Annotated in this window: 18 protein-coding genes; 13 read left to right on the top strand and 5 right to left on the bottom strand. The window is 69.4% G+C overall.

What is annotated here, in order from left to right:
• Both F3J14_RS26680 and F3J14_RS26685 read left to right on the top strand, forming a co-directional pair.
• A partial coding sequence (locus tag F3J14_RS26680; protein ID WP_166725515.1) for a helix-turn-helix domain-containing protein occupies nucleotides 1–244 on the top strand: 244 nt, incomplete at its 5' end.
• Entirely contained in the window at nucleotides 241–1,278 is a 1,038-nt protein-coding gene (locus tag F3J14_RS26685; RefSeq protein ID WP_105786069.1) for a LysR family transcriptional regulator, read from the top strand. The genes F3J14_RS26680 and F3J14_RS26685, both read left to right, overlap by 4 nt.
• Nucleotides 1,279–1,310: 32 nt before the next feature.
• On the opposite strand, the gene F3J14_RS26690 is transcribed toward F3J14_RS26685, so the two are convergent.
• Nucleotides 1,311–2,441 carry a porin gene (locus F3J14_RS26690; RefSeq protein ID WP_166725516.1) on the bottom strand — a complete coding sequence of 377 codons (1,131 nt, stop codon included), beginning with the start codon at nucleotides 2,439–2,441 and terminating at the stop codon, nucleotides 1,311–1,313.
• A gap of 411 nt (nucleotides 2,442–2,852) precedes the next feature.
• Between F3J14_RS26690 and F3J14_RS26695 the strand changes: the two genes are divergently transcribed.
• The gene (locus tag F3J14_RS26695) at nucleotides 2,853–4,250 is read left to right on the top strand and encodes an MFS transporter (protein WP_166725517.1); all 1,398 of its coding nucleotides are present in this window, start codon (nucleotides 2,853–2,855) and stop codon (nucleotides 4,248–4,250) included.
• Between the two features lie 154 nt (nucleotides 4,251–4,404).
• A complete protein-coding gene (locus F3J14_RS26700) occupies nucleotides 4,405–5,385 on the top strand; it encodes a PDR/VanB family oxidoreductase (protein ID WP_166725518.1) in 981 nt (326 codons plus the stop codon).
• A 126-nt stretch (nucleotides 5,386–5,511) separates the two neighbouring features.
• Here the strand turns inward: F3J14_RS26700 and F3J14_RS26705 are convergent, their stop codons facing one another.
• Entirely contained in the window at nucleotides 5,512–6,432 is a 921-nt protein-coding gene (locus F3J14_RS26705; RefSeq protein ID WP_166725519.1) for a LysR family transcriptional regulator, read from the bottom strand.
• Nucleotides 6,433–6,571: 139 nt separating this feature from the next.
• Here F3J14_RS26705 and F3J14_RS26710 point away from each other — a divergent pair, with 139 nt between their 5' ends.
• From F3J14_RS26710 to F3J14_RS26720, 3 genes are all read left to right on the top strand, one after another.
• A complete protein-coding gene (locus F3J14_RS26710) occupies nucleotides 6,572–7,855 on the top strand; it encodes an aromatic ring-hydroxylating dioxygenase subunit alpha (protein WP_166725520.1) in 1,284 nt (427 codons plus the stop codon).
• Complete coding sequence (locus F3J14_RS26715; RefSeq protein WP_166725521.1) at nucleotides 7,852–8,355, top strand: aromatic-ring-hydroxylating dioxygenase subunit beta; 504 nt, start codon at nucleotides 7,852–7,854, stop codon at nucleotides 8,353–8,355. Before F3J14_RS26710 ends, F3J14_RS26715 begins: the two co-directional genes overlap by 4 nt.
• A 65-nt stretch (nucleotides 8,356–8,420) precedes the next feature.
• Nucleotides 8,421–8,807, top strand: coding sequence for a 2-hydroxymuconate tautomerase family protein (locus tag F3J14_RS26720; RefSeq protein ID WP_166725522.1), 387 nt, complete (start codon nucleotides 8,421–8,423; stop codon nucleotides 8,805–8,807).
• Nucleotides 8,808–8,869: 62 nt separating this feature from the next.
• Here the strand turns inward: F3J14_RS26720 and F3J14_RS26725 are convergent, their stop codons facing one another.
• On the bottom strand, nucleotides 8,870–10,423 hold the full coding sequence (locus F3J14_RS26725) for a PAS domain-containing sensor histidine kinase (protein ID WP_166725523.1): 1,554 nt from the start codon (nucleotides 10,421–10,423) through the stop codon (nucleotides 8,870–8,872).
• 141 nt (nucleotides 10,424–10,564) lie between these two features.
• On the opposite strand from F3J14_RS26725, the gene F3J14_RS26730 reads away from it, so the two are divergent.
• Genes F3J14_RS26730 through F3J14_RS26750 form a run of 5 tightly spaced genes read left to right on the top strand, consistent with a single transcriptional unit; the run spans nucleotide 10,565 to nucleotide 14,706 of the window.
• Nucleotides 10,565–11,758: an acyl-CoA dehydrogenase family protein gene (locus F3J14_RS26730; RefSeq protein WP_166725524.1), complete on the top strand. Its 1,194-nt coding sequence runs from the start codon at nucleotides 10,565–10,567 to the stop codon at nucleotides 11,756–11,758.
• A 53-nt stretch (nucleotides 11,759–11,811) separates the two neighbouring features.
• A complete protein-coding gene (locus F3J14_RS26735; RefSeq protein ID WP_166725525.1) occupies nucleotides 11,812–12,189 on the top strand; it encodes a hypothetical protein in 378 nt (125 codons plus the stop codon).
• Between the two features lie 8 nt (nucleotides 12,190–12,197).
• On the top strand, nucleotides 12,198–12,749 hold the full coding sequence (locus F3J14_RS26740; RefSeq protein ID WP_166725526.1) for a nuclear transport factor 2 family protein: 552 nt from the start codon (nucleotides 12,198–12,200) through the stop codon (nucleotides 12,747–12,749).
• A gap of 32 nt (nucleotides 12,750–12,781) precedes the next feature.
• Nucleotides 12,782–13,906: an amidase gene (locus tag F3J14_RS26745; protein WP_166725527.1), complete on the top strand. Its 1,125-nt coding sequence runs from the start codon at nucleotides 12,782–12,784 to the stop codon at nucleotides 13,904–13,906.
• Between the two features lie 56 nt (nucleotides 13,907–13,962).
• Complete coding sequence (locus F3J14_RS26750) at nucleotides 13,963–14,706, top strand: SDR family oxidoreductase (protein ID WP_166725528.1); 744 nt, start codon at nucleotides 13,963–13,965, stop codon at nucleotides 14,704–14,706.
• Nucleotides 14,707–14,744: 38 nt separating this feature from the next.
• On the opposite strand, the gene F3J14_RS26755 is transcribed toward F3J14_RS26750, so the two are convergent.
• Nucleotides 14,745–15,377 carry a response regulator gene (locus tag F3J14_RS26755; protein ID WP_011660264.1) on the bottom strand — a complete coding sequence of 211 codons (633 nt, stop codon included), beginning with the start codon at nucleotides 15,375–15,377 and terminating at the stop codon, nucleotides 14,745–14,747.
• 333 nt (nucleotides 15,378–15,710) lie between these two features.
• Here F3J14_RS26755 and hpaC point away from each other — a divergent pair, with 333 nt between their 5' ends.
• Entirely contained in the window at nucleotides 15,711–16,256 is a 546-nt protein-coding gene (gene hpaC, locus F3J14_RS26760) for a 4-hydroxyphenylacetate 3-monooxygenase, reductase component (protein WP_166725529.1), read from the top strand.
• A 58-nt stretch (nucleotides 16,257–16,314) separates the two neighbouring features.
• On the opposite strand, the gene F3J14_RS26765 is transcribed toward hpaC, so the two are convergent.
• Nucleotides 16,315–16,849: YbfB/YjiJ family MFS transporter (locus F3J14_RS26765; RefSeq protein ID WP_166725530.1), on the bottom strand; the 535-nt coding region annotated here is incomplete at its 5' end.

The following is a 16,849-nucleotide window of genomic DNA, read 5'->3' on the forward strand; positions in this document are numbered from 1 at the left end:
TGTCGCGGGCGTCGCGCCGCGCACGCTGCAGCATGCGTTTCGCGCGTTCCTGAACACCACGCCGGCCGCATACGTGCGCGAGCGCCGGCTGGCCGCGGTGCACGCCGCGCTGCAACGCGGCGACGCGCGCAGCGTGACCGACGTGCTGATCGCGCACGGCATTCATGGCTTCGGCCATTTCGCGAAGGCCTATGCGCGGCGTTACGGCCACGCGCCTTCCGTCACCGCGAGGCAAGCACCATGACGCACTCCGCCACCGGCCGCCCGCCGGCCTCGGCCCGCGCCGAACCTTCACCGCACGACGGCGACTCACCCGACGGCCTGCGCGTGCAGGATCTCGATCTCAACTTGCTGAAGACGTTTCGCGCGGTGTACGAGGAGCGGCACGTCGGCCGCGCGGCACTGAGGCTCGGCGTCACGCAGCCGTCGGTCAGCTACGCGCTCGGCCGCTTGCGGCTGATGTTCCGCGACGCGCTGTTCGTGCGCACCGGCACCGGCGTCGAGCCGACGCCGCGCGCGCAGCGGCTCGCGATATCGGTCGACAAGGCGCTCGCGATCCTGCAGGACGTGCTCGACGAAGGGTCGCGGTTCACGCCGGACAGCACACAGCGCGTGTTCCGGCTGCACATGAGCGATTTCGCGGCGAGCGCATTCCTGCCGACGTTGCTCGCGGCATTCGACCGGCGCGCACCGGGCGCGGTGATCGAGACGCTGCACGTCGACGAATGCCAGCTCAACGTCGCACTCGAATCGGGCCGCATCGATTTCGCGCTCGGGCATTTCGCGGATGCGTCGAGCCATTTCCAGCGCGCAGCGCTCCTGCACGAGCGCTGTGTGTTGCTGATGCCGCGCCGCACCGCGCGGCGCGTCGCACTGCCCGACGATTTCGTGCTCGACGGCGACGCGCCGGACACGCTGCGCTTCGTCGCCGTGACATCGCATCCGCAGTCGATGCAATTGCTCGAGCGACACGGACTGATGCCGCGCGTGCGGGCGGCGCTGCCCGACTTCATGGTGGTGCCGGCGCTGCTCGAACACGGCGATTACGCGCTGATCCTGCCGGAGACCGTCGCGATCACGTTCGCCGCGCGTCAGCCGTGCACGCTGTACGAGATCGCCGGAGCCGGCGAATGGGCCGTCAACGCGTACTGGCACCGGCGCTTCGATGCGGACCCGGGCCATCGCTGGCTGCGTGCGCTGCTGCTGGAGTTGTTCGATATCGGCCGGCAGCCGCCGTTCGACGCATGGCTCGCGCCGCACCCGCCCGCCTGCGCGTAGCGGCGCAGGCGGCCAGAGGCAAACCTCGGCGCTCAGAACGACGTGAGGATGCCCGCGACGATCGAGCTGGCAGTCGCGCCGGGTTTGGCGACCGCGACGCCGCCGCCCGCCGCGCCGTTCACGACGAAGCGCGCATGCGCGCCGTTGCGCACCATCGCCGCGCCCGTGTACAGCACCGTGCGCTTCGACAACGGATAGTCGAAGCGGATGCCGTACGAATCGGCGTTGCCATCGCTGTCCGCGACCTTCCGGTAGTGGCCGATGCTCAGCAGCAGCGACGCGCGTCCGATCGGCACCGTCGCGCTGAGCTCCATCGTGTCGCTGTGCGGATACGCACTCTGGCTGTCGATCGCGGCCGCGACATCGGGGCCGCCGCGATGGCGCAGGTACAGCGCGGCGATCTTCACGACGTTGAAGTCGTACGAGATCGCGCCGAGCGTGTAGTTGCCGTTCGCGGCCGGGCTGGTTGTGCCGAGCGCGGATGCGGCGACCGGGCTGAACTTCTGCTGCATGTAGTCGACGTCGATCGACAACCCGCCGCGCGCGTAGTTGACGCCCGCGCCGTACGTATCGCCGAGCGTCGCCGGCTGGCCGGCCGCGCCGTTGGTGCCGCGCGCGGCCATCGCGCGCAGCATGAAGCCGGCGTAGCGCGGCGACGTGTAGCGCATCGAGTTGCGCACGCGCAGGAACGCGGGCCCGACGAAGTTGTTCGTCGCGTTGCCCCAGGCGAGGCCCGCGCCGAGACCGGGCAGGCTGTACGTGACGAGCGTGGTGTGCAGGATCGTGTAGAGCTCGCCGAGCTGTACGCCGCCGAACGGCCCGGTGATGCCGACCCACGCCTCGCGGCCGAACAGCGCGCTGCTGTTCGACAGCGCGCCGCTCGCGGCGTTGAAGCCGTCCTCGAGCTTGAAGATCGCCGCGTAGCCGCCGCCGAGATCCTCCACGCCCTTCAGCCCCCACTGCGACGCCCACAGGTTGCCGCTGCCCATGCGCGTCACGTGGTTCGGCCCGGCGTTCGCGTATTCGATCGCGGTGTCGACGCGGCCGTAGAGCGTCACGCTCGATTGCGCGAGCGCCGGCAGCGATGCGCACGCCAGGAGCGCGGCAACCAGCGTGGCACGCGGTACGGCAAGCCGGCCGGCCCGCCCGTTCGGATGGTTCATCTTCGTCGTCCCGTAGTCATTCCGGCGCCTGTCGGCGTCGCGCCGCTCGATGTGAAACGCGTTCGCGAGCTCGTGCGAACGCTGCCGATCAAAACCGGGCCGAGTCTAGGAACGACAATTTCGGACGTCGACGCAATCCGCTCTATAACGCTTATAGATGCGCCGCATGATGCGCGCGCGCCCCGCCGCACGCGCGCTGCGCGCCGGCCCGCACGCACGGCCTCGGTGTTTTCTTTATCCGGGTCGGTAAAGGTCCGTGTGGCGCGGCTGTCACTCCGGCTATGGCGGCCGAATTTGGCCGACTACGCTGCGTCTCCGACACGTGTCACCCGCACGCTTTCGCGCCGCGACGGCGCCCGGCCCGCGAGGCCGGCGCCGCGCCTTTCCACCGCCCGCTCCTGGAGAATCCGCATGTCCGCACCCACGGCCCGCGCTGCCGACGGCAAGCGCTATACGTACGAATGGTATGTCGTCGTCATCTGCATGCTCGCGTACGTCTTTTCGTTCGTCGACCGCCAGGTGCTCGTCCTGATGATCGAACCGATCAAGCGCGACCTGCACCTGACCGACACGCAGTTCAGCCTGCTCAACGGCTTCGCGTTCTCGCTGTTCTACGCGGTGATGGGGCTGCCCGTCGCGTATCTCGCCGACCGCTACGCGCGCCCGCGCATCATCGCGCTCGGCATCGCGCTGTGGAGCGTCGCGACCGCCGCGTGCGGGCTCAGCCAGCAGTTCGTGCAGATGTTCATCGCGCGCATGGGGGTCGGCGTCGGCGAGGCCGCGCTGTCGCCCGGCGCCTATTCGATGCTCGCCGACTACTTCCCGAAGGAGAAGCTCGGCCGCGCGATCGCCGTGTATTCGCTCGGCTCGTTCATCGGCGGCGGTGTCGCGTTCCTGATCGGCGGCTACGTGATCGCGCTGCTCAAGCACGCGAGCGCATTCACGCTGCCGCTCGTCGGGCAGGTGCATGCGTGGCAGGTCACGTTCCTGATCGTCGGGCTGCCGGGGATTTTCGTCGCGCTGCTGTTCGCCGCGACCGTGCGCGACCCGCAGCGCAAGGGGCTCGCGCAGGATCGCTCGGGCGCCGTGCGGCGCGTGTCGATGCGCGATTCGCTGCGCTTCGTCGGCACGCATCGCGCGACCTTCACGTGCCACTACCTCGGCTTCTCGTTCTATGCGATGACGCTGTACTGCCTGCTGAGCTGGACGCCCGCGTTCTATATCCGCCACTTCGGGATGACGGCCGTCGAAGCCGGCTACACGCTCGGCATCGTGCTGCTGGTCGCGAACACGGCCGGCGTGTTCTGCGGCGGCTGGCTCAACGACTGGCTGCTGCGCCGCGGACGCAGCGATGCGCCGATGCGCGCCGGCGCGATCGGCGCCGCGTGCATGGTGATTCCCGCGACGCTGTTCACGCAGCTCGACAGCCTGCCGGCGTCGCTCGCGATGCTCGTCGTCGCGATGTTCTTCGCGTCGTTCCCGATGCCGACCTCGACCGCCGCGATGCAGACGCTCGCGCCGAACCAGATGCGCGCGCAGATCTCCGCGCTGTTCCTGCTCGTGTCGAACCTGATCGCGCTCGGCATCGGCACGACCGTCGTCGCGCTGTTCACCGATCGCGTGTTCGGCGCGCCGGCGGCGGTCGGCCATTCGATGTCGATCGTCAACGTCGTCGCCGCCACGCTCGCCGCGCTGCTGCTGGCGGCCGGATGTCGGCAGTACCGCCGCAGTCTCGAGCGCGAGCGCGGTCATGCGGCTGCGTCGGCCAACGCGGCCGTCGACGGCGGCAACGCGGTCGCCGCGCGCTGAACGGCTGCGATCGGGTCGCCGACAATTATCCATCCCACTGATTCCGACATCGCTTTTTTATCGATTTGATTTATGCGATGCTCATCCCTATTCTCGGCTGCATGACGGCGCGGTATCCGCCGCGCCGGTTTCCTCCCTACCCCACGGAACACCCATGCAAGCGAACCGCCACCAGGTCCGGATCGATGCGCTGATCGACGCGGCGCAGGACATCCGCTGTTTCCGGGTCTCGCGCGTCGACGGCCAGCCGTTCGACGCGTACGAGCCGGGCGCCCATATCGACGTCACCGCGCCGTCCGGCGTTACGCGGCAGTATTCGCTGTGCGGCCGCCCCGACGAGCGCGGCAGCTATCTGTTCGCGGTGAAGAAGGAAGCGCGCTCGCGCGGCGGCTCGCGCTCGCTGCACGACGACGTGTGCGTCGGCGCGGAGCTGTCGATCGGCGCGCCGCGCAACCTGTTTCGTCTGACGGACGACGCGAGCGAACATGTGCTGGTCGCGGCCGGGATCGGCATCACGCCGCTGCTGTCGATGGCGTATGCACTCGAGCAGCGCGGCGCGCGCTACCAGTTGCACTACTTTGCGCGCAGCCGGGAGCACGCGGCCTTCGTCGACGAACTGTCGGCCGCCCCGTTCGCCGCGCACGTGACGTTCCACTACGGAATCGAGCCCGACGCGCTGGCGGCCGAGCTCGGCCGCTGCGTCGAAGCGATCGACGCGCACGCCCATGTGTATACGTGCGGCCCCGGCCCGTTCATGGATGCGGTCGTCGCGGCGGCGGCAACGCGAATTCCCGAGGATGCGATTCATCTCGAACGCTTCGCGGCGGAACCCGCCGCGGCCGATGCCGTGGTGGATGCCGCGCCGGCGGAAGGCTTCGAAGTGCGTCTGCAGCGCAGCGGGCAATCGGTGCGCGTCGCGCCCGACACCTCGATCGTCGACGCGCTCGCGCGCATCGGCATCGACGTCGATACATCATGCGGCGAAGGCGTGTGCGGCACCTGCATGGTGCCCGTGCTCGACGGCGAGCCTGATCATCGCGATCACTGCCTCAGCAAGGCCGAGCGTGCGAGCAACACGGTGATCTGCTGCTGCGTGTCGCGTGCGCGCTCGGCGGTGCTCGTCCTCGATCTCTGATGCGCTGATGCGCTGACGTGACGATGCGTGGGTGCATCGCGACGGCCCCCGCGCCTCGATCTCGGATGCGCTGATGCACTGACGCGACGATGCGCAGGTGCATCGCGACGGCCCGCGCTCATGCGCTCACGCTTCGTCGAAATGCTCGACGATCTCGGCGAGCAGCGCGCGCATCCACGCGATTCCCTCATCCTCGTGAAAGTGCTCGTGCCAGTGCATCGTGACCGGCGCGGGCGGCAACGTCACCGGCAGGTCGTACAGCCGGAACGCGTTGCCGCGGTTCAGGATCTGCGCGAGCCGCCTCGGCAGCGTCGCATAGAGATCGGTGACCGACAGCACGCTCGGCAGCGCGACGAAGTGCGGCACTTCCAGCGCGATGTTGCGGCCCACGCCCTGCGCGCGCAATGCGTCGTCGAGCGCGTGGTGGCTGTGCTCGACCGATTTCACGTTGACATGCGCGGCGCGCACGAACTGCTCGAGGCTCAGCGTCGCGCCGGCCGGCAACCCGCGCCGGCGGCCCGTCATGCACACATAGGTTTCCTCGAACAGCACCTGGTGGCGCGTGCGCGGCATCAGCTCCGGCAGGTTGCCGATCGCGAAGTCCAGCCGGCTCGCGCGCAGCGCCTCCTCGATCTCCTCCACCGGCAGCGGCTGCACGCTCAGCGTCACGCGCGGCGCGCGCTCGCGCAGCGCCTGGCAAATCGCCGGCAGGTACGCCATCTCGCCGGCGTCCGACAGCGACAGCCGGAACGTGCGCGTGCTCGACGCCGGATCGAAACGCTCCGCATAGCGCAACGCGACGCGCACCATGTCGAGCGCCTTGCCGACGATCCCCGCGAGTTCGAGCGCGACCGGCGTGGGCTGCATCCCCGCGCGCGTGCGCACGAACAGCGGATCGTCGAACAGCGTGCGCAGCCGCCCGAGCGAATAGCTGACGGCCGGCTGCGACAGCGCGAGCCGCTCGCCGGCCTTCGTCAGGCTGCGCTCCTCGACGATCGCCTGGAACACCCGCAACAGGTTCAGATCGAGATGATCGACCGATGTCATCGTGACCTCCATCATTTGCCGTATTTATTTGATCAGCAATTTTAGATCAATTTGACGGATATGTAGCGGAAGCCGAGACTGGTCTCCCGACGCTGCGCACAGCGCGGCCCGACTTCGCGACTCTTTCCCCACGACGACGATGAGCGACACTCCCTACCAGACGATCGACACCCGCGCGTTGCACGGCCTCGCGCAGCCCGACCGCATCGCGCCCGCGATGTATCACGACCCCGCGCTGTTCGAGGCCGAGCTCGACCGCATCTTCTACCGCACCTGGATCTGGGTCGCGCACGAGAGCGAATTGCCGAACCCGGGCGACTTCGTCACGACGACGATCGGCCGCCAGCCGGTGATCGTCGTGCGCGACAAGACCGGCGAGATCAACGTGCTGCAGAACCGCTGCCGCCATCGCGGCGCGACCGTGTGCGAATCGCACAAGGGCAACGCGAAGGGCTTCACGTGCCCGTATCACAGCTGGTCGTACGCGCTCGACGGCACGCTGCGCGCGCTGCCGTACGGCGACGGCTACGAAGGCGTGTGCGAGAAAGGCGACCTGCCGCTCGTGAAGCTGCGCGTCGGCGTGTATCAAGGGCTGATCTTCGCGAGCTTCAACGACGACATCGAACCGCTCGAGGATTTCCTCGGCGGCGCGAAGCCGTGGATCGACCTGTTCATGAAGCAGGGCGCCGGCTACCCGATCAAGGCGAACGGCGAGCACAAGTTCAAATTCAAGGGCAACTGGAAGATCCAGCTCGAGAACACGACGGACCTCTATCACTTCCCGGTCGTGCACAAGTCGTGGATGAAGTCGATCGACGACGAGACGGCCGCCGCGATCACGAGCTTCATGACGAGCGAGCACGCGTTCTGTCGCGCGCTCGGCAACGGCCACAGCCTCGCGGTGCTGATGCCCGAGCTGATCGATCTCGACGAAGACGACGGCGCGCCGCTGCCCGAGCGCTTCGCGCCGCTCGCGGCAAAACTCGCCGAGCGCCACGCGCCGGACGAAGTGCGCCGTATCGTGCGCTCGCTGCTGGGCGTCGGCTTCAATCTGAACCTGTTCCCGAACCTCGCGCTGTCGATGGCGTTCTTCCGCGTGCTGCGGCCGATCTCCGCGAACGAAACCGAGATCCGCCACGTCGCGCTCGCGATGGACGGCGGCCCCGACGAAGCGAACCGCGAGCGGCTGCGCATCCACGAGCACTTTCAGGGCCCGTTCGGCTTCGGCAGCCCCGACGACGCGGAGGCGTGGGAGCGCGTGCAGCGCGGCGCGCATGCGGGCCCCGACGTGCCGATCCTCGTGAACCGCGGGCTGAACCGCGAGACGACCGCCGCGAACGGCGAAAAGACCGCGCATGCGACCGACGAGACCGGCATGCGCGAGGCCTACCAGCAATGGCGCAAGTTGATGGAGCAAGCATGATGGACGACCGTAACGCCCTTTTCTCGCAGCAAACCTTCGCCCGCGCGGTCGAATTCGTGTGGCGCGAAGCCGAGATGCTCGACCGCCGCGACTATCGCGCATGGCTCGACCTATGGGATCCGGCCGGCCACTACGTGGTGCCGATCGATCCCGACGCCACCGATTTCGCGGCGACGCTGAACTATGTGTTCGACGACCAGGACATGCGCGAGAAGCGCGTGCAGCGGATGCTGTCCGGTTACTCGGCGTCGGCGACCGACGCGGCGCGCACGGTGCGCACCGTGTCGCGCTTCACGCTGGAAAGCAGCAGCGCCGGCATCGTCGAGCTGAAATCCGCGCAGGTGGTCGTCGCCTACAAGCGCGGCATCGCGACGCTGTTCGCGGCCGACGTCACGCACAAGCTGCACGTCGATGCCGAAGGCGAGATGCGCATCGCCGAGAAGGTCGTGCGCCTGATCGACTCGACCGAAGCGCTCAGCGCGATCGGCTTCCTGCTGTAAGCCGTGGCCGGTTCGCCGCTGCAAGTGCAACGGTGAACCGGTCACCTTCACCTTTCCGGACGACCATGCCCACACTCGAAGTTTTCCTGCCGGCCGGCCACGACGACACATGCAAGGCCGAGCTGATCGCGCGGCTGACCGGTGCGACCGTCGATGCGATCGGCGTACCGGTCGAATCGGTGCGCGTGCTGCTCACCGAATTGCCCTCGACCCATATCGGCCTCGGCGGGCGCACCGCCGCGGACGGCGCGCCGCCGTCGCTGCCGGTGATCGTCGCGATCCTGATCGCCGGGCGCACCGACGAACAGAAACGCGCGCTGATCGCCGCGCTGTCGGACGCCGGCGCGAACGTGCTCGATGCGCCATTGCAGGCGACGCGCGTAATCATCAAGGACATCCCGAACACCGACTTCGGGATCGGCGGGCAGACCGCGCGGGCGCTGGGGCGCTGATCGTGTGCCGCGCGTCGCAGCCCCGCCGTGACGCACATAAAGCACGTGAAGCAACGCGGCGGCTACGCCTGCGCGTCGGCGAGCGGCAGCGTCACGCGGCAGTCGAGCCCGCCGTCTTCCGCCGGGCTCGCGCCGATGCGGCCACCGTGACGCGTGACGATGCTCTTGCACAGCGACAGCCCGATCCCGTTGCCGCCGGCCTTCGACGACGAGAAGCCGTCGAACAGCCGGTCGTGCGCGCCTGCGGCGACCCCGGGGCCGTTGTCGATCGCGCGCAGCTCCGCGTGCCCGCCGACGTTCGCGGTGCCGAGCGTCAGCGTGCGCGGCGTGCGCTCGCAGCCGGCGAACGCCTCGATCGCGTTGAACGCGAGGTTGAGCACCACCTGCCCGATCAGCACACGCTCGCAGCGGATCGGCAGCGGCGCATCGGCCTGCACGATCGCGACCGTCACGCCCGCCTCCTTTGCACGCAGCTCGATGAAATACGCGACGTCGGCGAGGATCTCGCGCAGGTCGGCGAGCGCGACGACCGGCTCGCGCTTCACGATGAACTCGCGCACGCTCTTGATGATCAGCGCCGCATGCTCGGCCTGCCGGTCGGCGCTGCGCAGCCCCCAGATCGCATCGTCGACGGCGCCGCGCGCATTCAGCCGCCGCACCGCGCCCTCGATGAAGTTGCGCACGGCCGCGAGCGGCTGGCTCAGCTCGTGCGCGATCACGCTCGCCATCTCGCCCATCGCGTTGTAGCGGCCCGCGTATTCGAGCATGCGCGCTTCCGCGCGCCGTACGTCCTCGATCGTGACTTCGTCGCTCACATCGCGAAACTGCACGAGCAGCCCGTCGAGATCGCCTTCGATCTCGACCTGCCGGCACAGGATGCGCAGCCAGCACGTCGAACCGTCGCGCCGCACGATCCGGTAGCGCTGCGGTTCGGACGGGCATGCGGACGGCGCATCGCGCAGCTGCGCGACGAGCCGGTCGCGGTCGGCCGCGCTGCAGTAGTCGAGCACCTCGCCGAGCGCTTCATCCGGCGCGAGCCCGAGCACGCGCCGGCCCGACTCGCTGATGAACTGCACGCGGCCGTGCGGCGTCACGACCGCGATCCCTTCGTCGAGATCCTGCATGAACTCGCGCAGCCGCGCCTCGTAGCGGCGCAGTTGCTGGCGGACCGCCTCTTCCGCGCTGATGTCGCGAAACTGCACCATCACGACGTCGCGCCCGCGCAGCGGCACGTAGGTGGCGGTCGCCTCCGACAGCATGTCGACGCCGGTGCGCGACCGGTAGCACCACTCGTACACCTGGGGCCCGTCGACGAGCGCGCGATCCCACGCGCTCACGGCGATCTCGCGACGGTATTTCGGTTCGGGACGCGTCATGTCCTGCGCCTTCAGCGGCAGCAGCTCCTCGACGGAAAAACCGAGCGCGATGCACGCGGCGCGGTTCGCCCACACGATCGCCCGGGTCTGCGCGTCGTGCAGCAGCACGCAGGTGGTCAATGCGTCGAGCAGCCGGTGGAAATCGTCTTCGTCGGGAAAACTCATGATCGGATTCGGATGAAGGCGCGCGGCGTCGCGCGGCCGGATGTCCAACATAGCACCGGCGTGCGCTGCCCGCATCTGAAGATTTCTTTAGTCCGGCACGGAGCGACACCAGTCACGCGGCCCTACGCACCAATTGCTGCGCGTTTTCGGCGTTTCTAGACTAGGCCCATGCATCGTCTTGCCCCCGCAATCGAACCCCATCCCCAGGAGACCGCCATGCCCAACGCCGCCCTCGCCATCGACGCCGCGTCCCCCTCGCCGCACGCGATCCGTGAAGCGGCCGCGCGGGTGTCGCCGCTCGACGCCGTGATCGAGACCGTCGCCGCGCGCCGCGACGAATTCGACCGCCTGTCGCACGTGCCGCGCGACGTGATCGCGCTGTTCAAGGAAGCCGGCATCTATCGCGCGGGCACGCCGCGCCGCTTCGGCGGCGACGCGCTCGCGCCGGGCGCGTTCCTCGACATGATCGAGCGGATCGCGACCGCCGACGGGTCGGCCGCGTGGGTCGCGAGCTTCGGCTCGGCCAACGTCTATCTCGCCGCGCTGCCGCTCGCCACGCAGGCCGAACTGTACGCGAGCGGGCCGGACCAGGTGTTCGCGGGCGGGCTGTTCCCGGTGCAGCCGGCGCAGGCGGCACCCGGCGGCTGGCGCGTGAACGGCACGTGGAAGTTCGCGAGCGGCTGCAAGGGCGCCGACTGGCTCGGCGTCGGCATCGCGGTGCCCGGCGCGCAGGACGCCGCGCCGAACAAGCCGCGCACGGCCGTGTTCCGTGCCGCCGACGTCGAGATCGTCGAGAACTGGAGCGTGGTCGGCATGCAAGGCACCGGCAGCCACGACCTGCGCGTCGACGACCGCTTCGTGCCCGAAGCGTGGACCTTCGTGCGCGGCGGCGAGGCGACCGTCGACGAGCCGCTGTACCGCTATCCGACCGTCGCGTATGCGGCGCAGGTGCTCGCCGTGGTCAACCTCGGGCTGGCCCGCGCGGCGCTCGACGTCGCGAACCGGATGTCGGGCGGCCGCCAGACGACCACCGGCGCGCCGCGCCTCGCCGATCGCGCGTATTTCCGCATCGAGCTCGCGAAGGCCGAGGCGCAGTTGCGCTCGGCGCGCGCGTTCTTCTACGACGCGACCGACTCGGTCTGGCAATCGATCCTCGCGGGGAACCCCGTGACGCCCGAGCAGGTCAGCCTGCTGAGGCTCGCCGCCACGCACATCGCCCGCGAAGGCGCGAGCGTCGTCGAGCGCGCGTATCGCCTCGGCGGCACGGCCGCGATCTATCGCACGCATCCGCTGCAGCGCCTGCTGCGCGATGCGATGGTCGTCACGCAGCACGCGTTTCTCGGCGAAGGCAACTTCGACGGCGCGGGCGCGGTGTTCACCGGCGTCACGCCGTTTCCCGGCTATCTGTAATCCGCGTCGCTTCGCCGCGACGCCGCTCAACGCATTCTTCAGGAGAACCTGTCATGTCCGATTCGAATTCGCTGCCGCTGCGCGTGCTGTTCTGCTGCGGCGTGTCGCAAAACTTCTTCGACCTGCCGCGCGAGAAGATCGGCGAAGTGTGGCAAGCGTACGGCGCGATGCTCGCCGCCGTCGAGGCAATGCCCGGCGTGCGCGTGCTCGGCGTGATGGATGACGACCGCCTCGTCGTCGGCCAGGCCGACGGCGCGCCGTGGACGTTCTACATCATGGCCGACGTCGCCGACTTCGACACGACGGTCGCGGTCTGCAACCTGTATCGCACGACGCCCGTCGGCGAATACAACCTGTGGCGCTACGGCAAGATCGAGGCGCGGGTCGGCCGCGCGCTGACCGTGCCGCCGGCCGCGCGCCCCGCGTCGTGAGGCGCGCGATGACCGGCTCCGATTCGGCCCGCTCGATCGATGCACGCGAAGTGCTTGAAGCGCTCGGAGCACTTGAACGGCGCGTGGCGACGCTCGACGCCGAACGCGCGGTGCGCGCGACGATCACGCGCTACATGGCGCTGTGCGACGTGCCCGAGGATGCCGGCGACGGCCCGGCGCTCGCCGCGCTGTTCACGGCCGATGCGGTGTGGGAAGGCATCGGCCCGCAGTACGCGCGCAAGTTCGGCCGCCTCGAAGGTACGGACGCGATCGTCGCGATGCTGCGCCGCTATCTGCCGCCCGAGCCGCATTTCGCGGCGAACCTGCACTTCCTGACGTCGGAGTCGATCGACGTCGGCGCCGATCTCGCGACCGCGCGCGGCCGCTGGATCATGCTGCAGGCATCGCGCCATGTGGACGGCACGGCCGAGCTGATCGCCGCGCGGCTGACCGTCGATTTCGCGCCGGCCGATGGCGGCGCCGCCTGGCTGATCCGCCATTTCCGCACCGAGCGCGTGCTCGACGGCCCGTGGCCGCTCGCCGCCGCGCCGCGGTCCTGAACCCTTTCACCGCGCTCGCACGCCATCGCACCATGACAGGCTTCATCGACACCTTCACGCTGGGCGGCCCAGGCCCGACGATCGCGATCAAGGACACGATCGACATCGCCGGCCATCCGACCCGCGCGGCCAGCCGCGCGCTCGCCGACGCGCCGCCCGCAGCACAGCACGCGGACGTGGTCCGCCTGCTGCTCGACGCCGGCTGGCAGATCGCCGGCAAGGCGAACATGCACGAGCTCGCGTTCGGCATGACCGGCATCAACGACACCACCGGCACGCCGGTCAATCCGCAGGACCCGACGCGCATTCCGGGCGGCTCGTCGAGCGGCTCGGCATCGCTCGTCGGGCTCGGCGTCGTCGACGCCGCGCTCGGCACCGATACCGGCGGCTCGATTCGCGGGCCGGCCGCCTGCTGCGGCGTGGCCGGGCTCAAGCCGACGTTCGGCCGCGTGTCGCGGCGCGGCGTCGCGCCCGCCGACACCACGCTCGATTGCGTCGGGCCGTTCGCGCGCGACGTCGATACGCTCGCGGCCGTGATGGCCGCCATCGCACCGGGCTTCGACCGTGCGCGTGCGGCGGCGCCCGTTGGCGGCTGCACGATCGCGCGCGTGATCGTCGATGCCGACGCAGCCATCGTCGCCGCGCTCGACACGGCGGTGTGCGCGTCCGGCCTGCGCGTGCGCGATGCCGTGCTCGACGAGCTGCCTGCCGCGTTCGCGGCGGGGCTCGCCGTCATTAACGCGGAAACGTCGCGCGCCTTCGGTCATCTCGTCGCAACCGGCAAGCTCGGCGCCGATCTCGACGCGCGGCTGCGCACGGCCGCGACGACGACACCGGCCGCACTCGAGGAAGCCGAAGCCGCGCGCGCGCGCTTCACCGCGCAGGTCGATGCCGCGCTCGAACATGCGGACGTGCTGGTGCTGCCGACGCTGCCCGCGTTGCCGATCACGCTTCAGCAGGCACGCGACGGCGTGTCGGTGATTGCGATGTCGTCGCTGATCCGACCGTTCAACCTGAGCGGTCACCCCGCGCTCAGCCTGCCGCTGCCGCTCGCGGGAACGCCGCTGAAGGCCGGCTTGCAGATCGTCGGACGCAAGGGCGCGGACGAACAGGTGTGCGCCGTCGCCGCGCACTTCGAGGCGGCGCTCGCCGGATGAACCACGATGCGGGCGCCGCTTCGGCCACGCGCCCGCGAACCAGGGAATCACGCACCATGTCAGATCGAGTCGTCCTCGTCACCGGCGCCGCGCGCGGGCTCGGCGCCGTCATCGCCGAACACTTTCATGCGGCCGGCTATCGCGTCGCGCTGGCCGACATCGCCGCCGACGCCATTCAAGCGCATGCGCGCGAACTCGACCCGAGCGGCGAACGCGCGATCGCGCTGCCGCTCGACGTCACGTCGAAGCGCGACTTCGAAGCCGCGCGCGATGCGCTCGTCGCGCGCTGGGGCACGATCGACGTGCTCGTCAACAATGCCGGCGCGTCGAAGGTCGTGCCCGCGATGGAGATCACGGCCGAGCAGTTCGATCAGGTGATCGACGTGAACCTGCGCAGCGTGCTGTTCGGTTGCCAGGTATTCGGCCAGTACTTCGCGACGCGCGGCGCGGGCCGCATCGTCAACATCGCGTCGCTCGCCGGGCAGAACGGCGGCTCGGCGACGGGCGCGCACTATGCGGCCGCGAAGGGCGGCACGCTGACGCTCACCAAGGTATTCGCGCGCGATCTCGCCGCGCAGGGCGTGACCGTCAACGCGATCTCGCCGGGCCCGCTCGACTTGCCGATCGTCTACGAGAGCGTCGCACCGGAGAAGCTGCGGCAGGTGCTCGCGAGCCTGCCGGGCGGCAAGCTCGGCTCGGCCGGTTTCGTCGCGGATGCGGCGGTGCTGCTCGCGTCGGGCGACGCGCATTTCGCGAACGGCGCGTGCTGGGACATCAACGGCGGGTTGTACATGCGTTGAGCGTGGCGCGCTTCGGCGCGCGCGCGTGCAGCTGGCAGCTAGCGCGGCGTTTCGTTGTCGCCGCCCCACACGACCATCACGTCGCGCACGAGCGCGGCGATCGACGTCGCGCCGAGCTTCTCCTTGATGCTCGCACGATGCACGTCGACGGTCTTCACGCTGATCGACAGGTCCGACGCGATCTGCTTGCTGCCCTTGCCGTCGACGACGCCGCGCAGGACTTCCTTCTCGCGTGCGGTCAGCGCATCGAGCCGCTGGCGCAGCTCGCGGTGATGCCGGTCGACCGCGTGCCGCTGCTGCGCGAGCCGCAGCGCGCGTTGCACGCGCTCGAGCATCTGCTGCGAGTTGTATGGCTTCTCGACGAAGTCGATCGCGCCGTTCTGCAGTGCGCGCACCGACATCGGAATGTCGCCGTGCCCGCTGACGAAGATCACCGGCAGCGTCGCGCCGCGCGCATTCAGCTCCGCCTGCACGTCGAAACCGCTTTTCTCCGGCATCCGCACGTCGAGCACCAGGCACGCGGGCAGGTTCACGTCGAAGCGCGCGAGAAAGTCGGCGGCATTCGCGAATCCTTCGGACGCGATGCCGACCGATTCGAGCAACCAGGCGAGCGACGTCCGCATGCCGCTGTCGTCGTCGACGATGTATACGATCGGAGCGGGTGACGTCATCGGAGTGTCTCGCAAAATATCGGTATCGGTATCGCACGCGCCGCATATCAGGCAAGCGTCGTTCGTCGGGGGTATGCGGCACATCATAACGAGCCGAAAATGCGCTGAATACCCCTTCACGTGCCGCGCGAACGCCCGATCGCAGTTTTTTTCGCGCGCCGCGCCGCGCAGCTAGGTAGAACCTTTAGACGCGTTGGCGGGAACGCCAGCTTCGGCATCAATCGTGCGAATGTTCGCCGGCTTTTTCGCGGCGTACGCTTGGATCATCGTCGACGATCCGATGCCGCATCGATACCATGCACGATCGCCGCACTCATCCAATCAGGAGCGCCCATGTCCGCCACGACCGACACCCCGCAACCGGCGCGCGCCGAACCGACCGACGCGCAAAAGGCCTTCCGGCAAGCGATGGCCCACCTCGGCGCGGCCGTCAACGTGATCACCACCGCGGGGCCGCACGGCCGCTGCGGAATCACGGCGAGCGCCGTCTGTTCCGTCACCGATGCGCCGCCGACGCTGCTCGTGTGCCTGAACCGGTCGAGCGCGATGCACGCGATCTTCGAGCGCAATCGGCACGTGTGCATCAACGTGCTGCCCGCCGAGCACGAACTGCTCGCGCGGCATTTCGCGGGGCTCACCGAGTTGCCGATGGAGCGCCGCTTCGCGTTGCCGGTGTGGGATCGCGGCGAGCAGGACGTGCCCGTGCTGCGCGACGCGCTCGCGAGCCTGGAGGGGACGATCGCCGAGATGAAGGAAGTCGGCTCGCATTCGGTGATGTTCATCGAGGCGACGTCGATCCGCGTGCGCCACGACGGCGACAGCCTCATCTACTTCAGCCGCGCGTTTCATCGCGTGTCGCGCACGGCGTGTGTGCGGTGAAACGCGCGTGACGACCGGCAACGCACGTTCGCAAGCCCGCTATTAGCGTGAACAGGCCCTAGGACGCCCGCAGCGCGCGCTGCCCGGCCGCGAGCGCCGCACCCGCGAACAGCGTCAGCGCCGAATACACGAGCCCGCGCGCGAGCCCCGCGCTGTCCGACACCCAGCCGATCGCGACGGGGCCGGCGATCTGCCCGAACGCGAAGACCGTCGTGAACGCGCTGATGCCTTTCGCCCAGCCTTCCGGCGGCAGATTGTGGCGCACGAACGCGGTGGTCGCCGCGACCGCCGACAGGAACGTCGCGCCGAACAGCACGCCCGACGCGAACGCGGCCGCCGGATGCACGAACAGCGCCGGCATCAGCGTCGCGACGCCGAGCAGTGCGTTGAGCACGGCCAGCGCCTGGCCGCCGCGCATCCGGTCGAGCAGCCCCGACCACAGCCGCGCCGACACGACGGTCGCGACGCCGAGCGTCACGTAGAACGCGGACACGACCGTCCCGCTCATCCCCGCGCCGCGCAGCAGCGCGACGATGAACGTCATGTAGCCGATATAGCCGACGCCGAACAGTCCGTAGCCCGCGAGCGCGAGT

The sequence above is a fragment of the Burkholderia sp. Tr-862 genome, assembly GCF_011753085.1.
GTDB classification, from domain to species: domain Bacteria; phylum Pseudomonadota; class Gammaproteobacteria; order Burkholderiales; family Burkholderiaceae; genus Burkholderia; species Burkholderia ambifaria.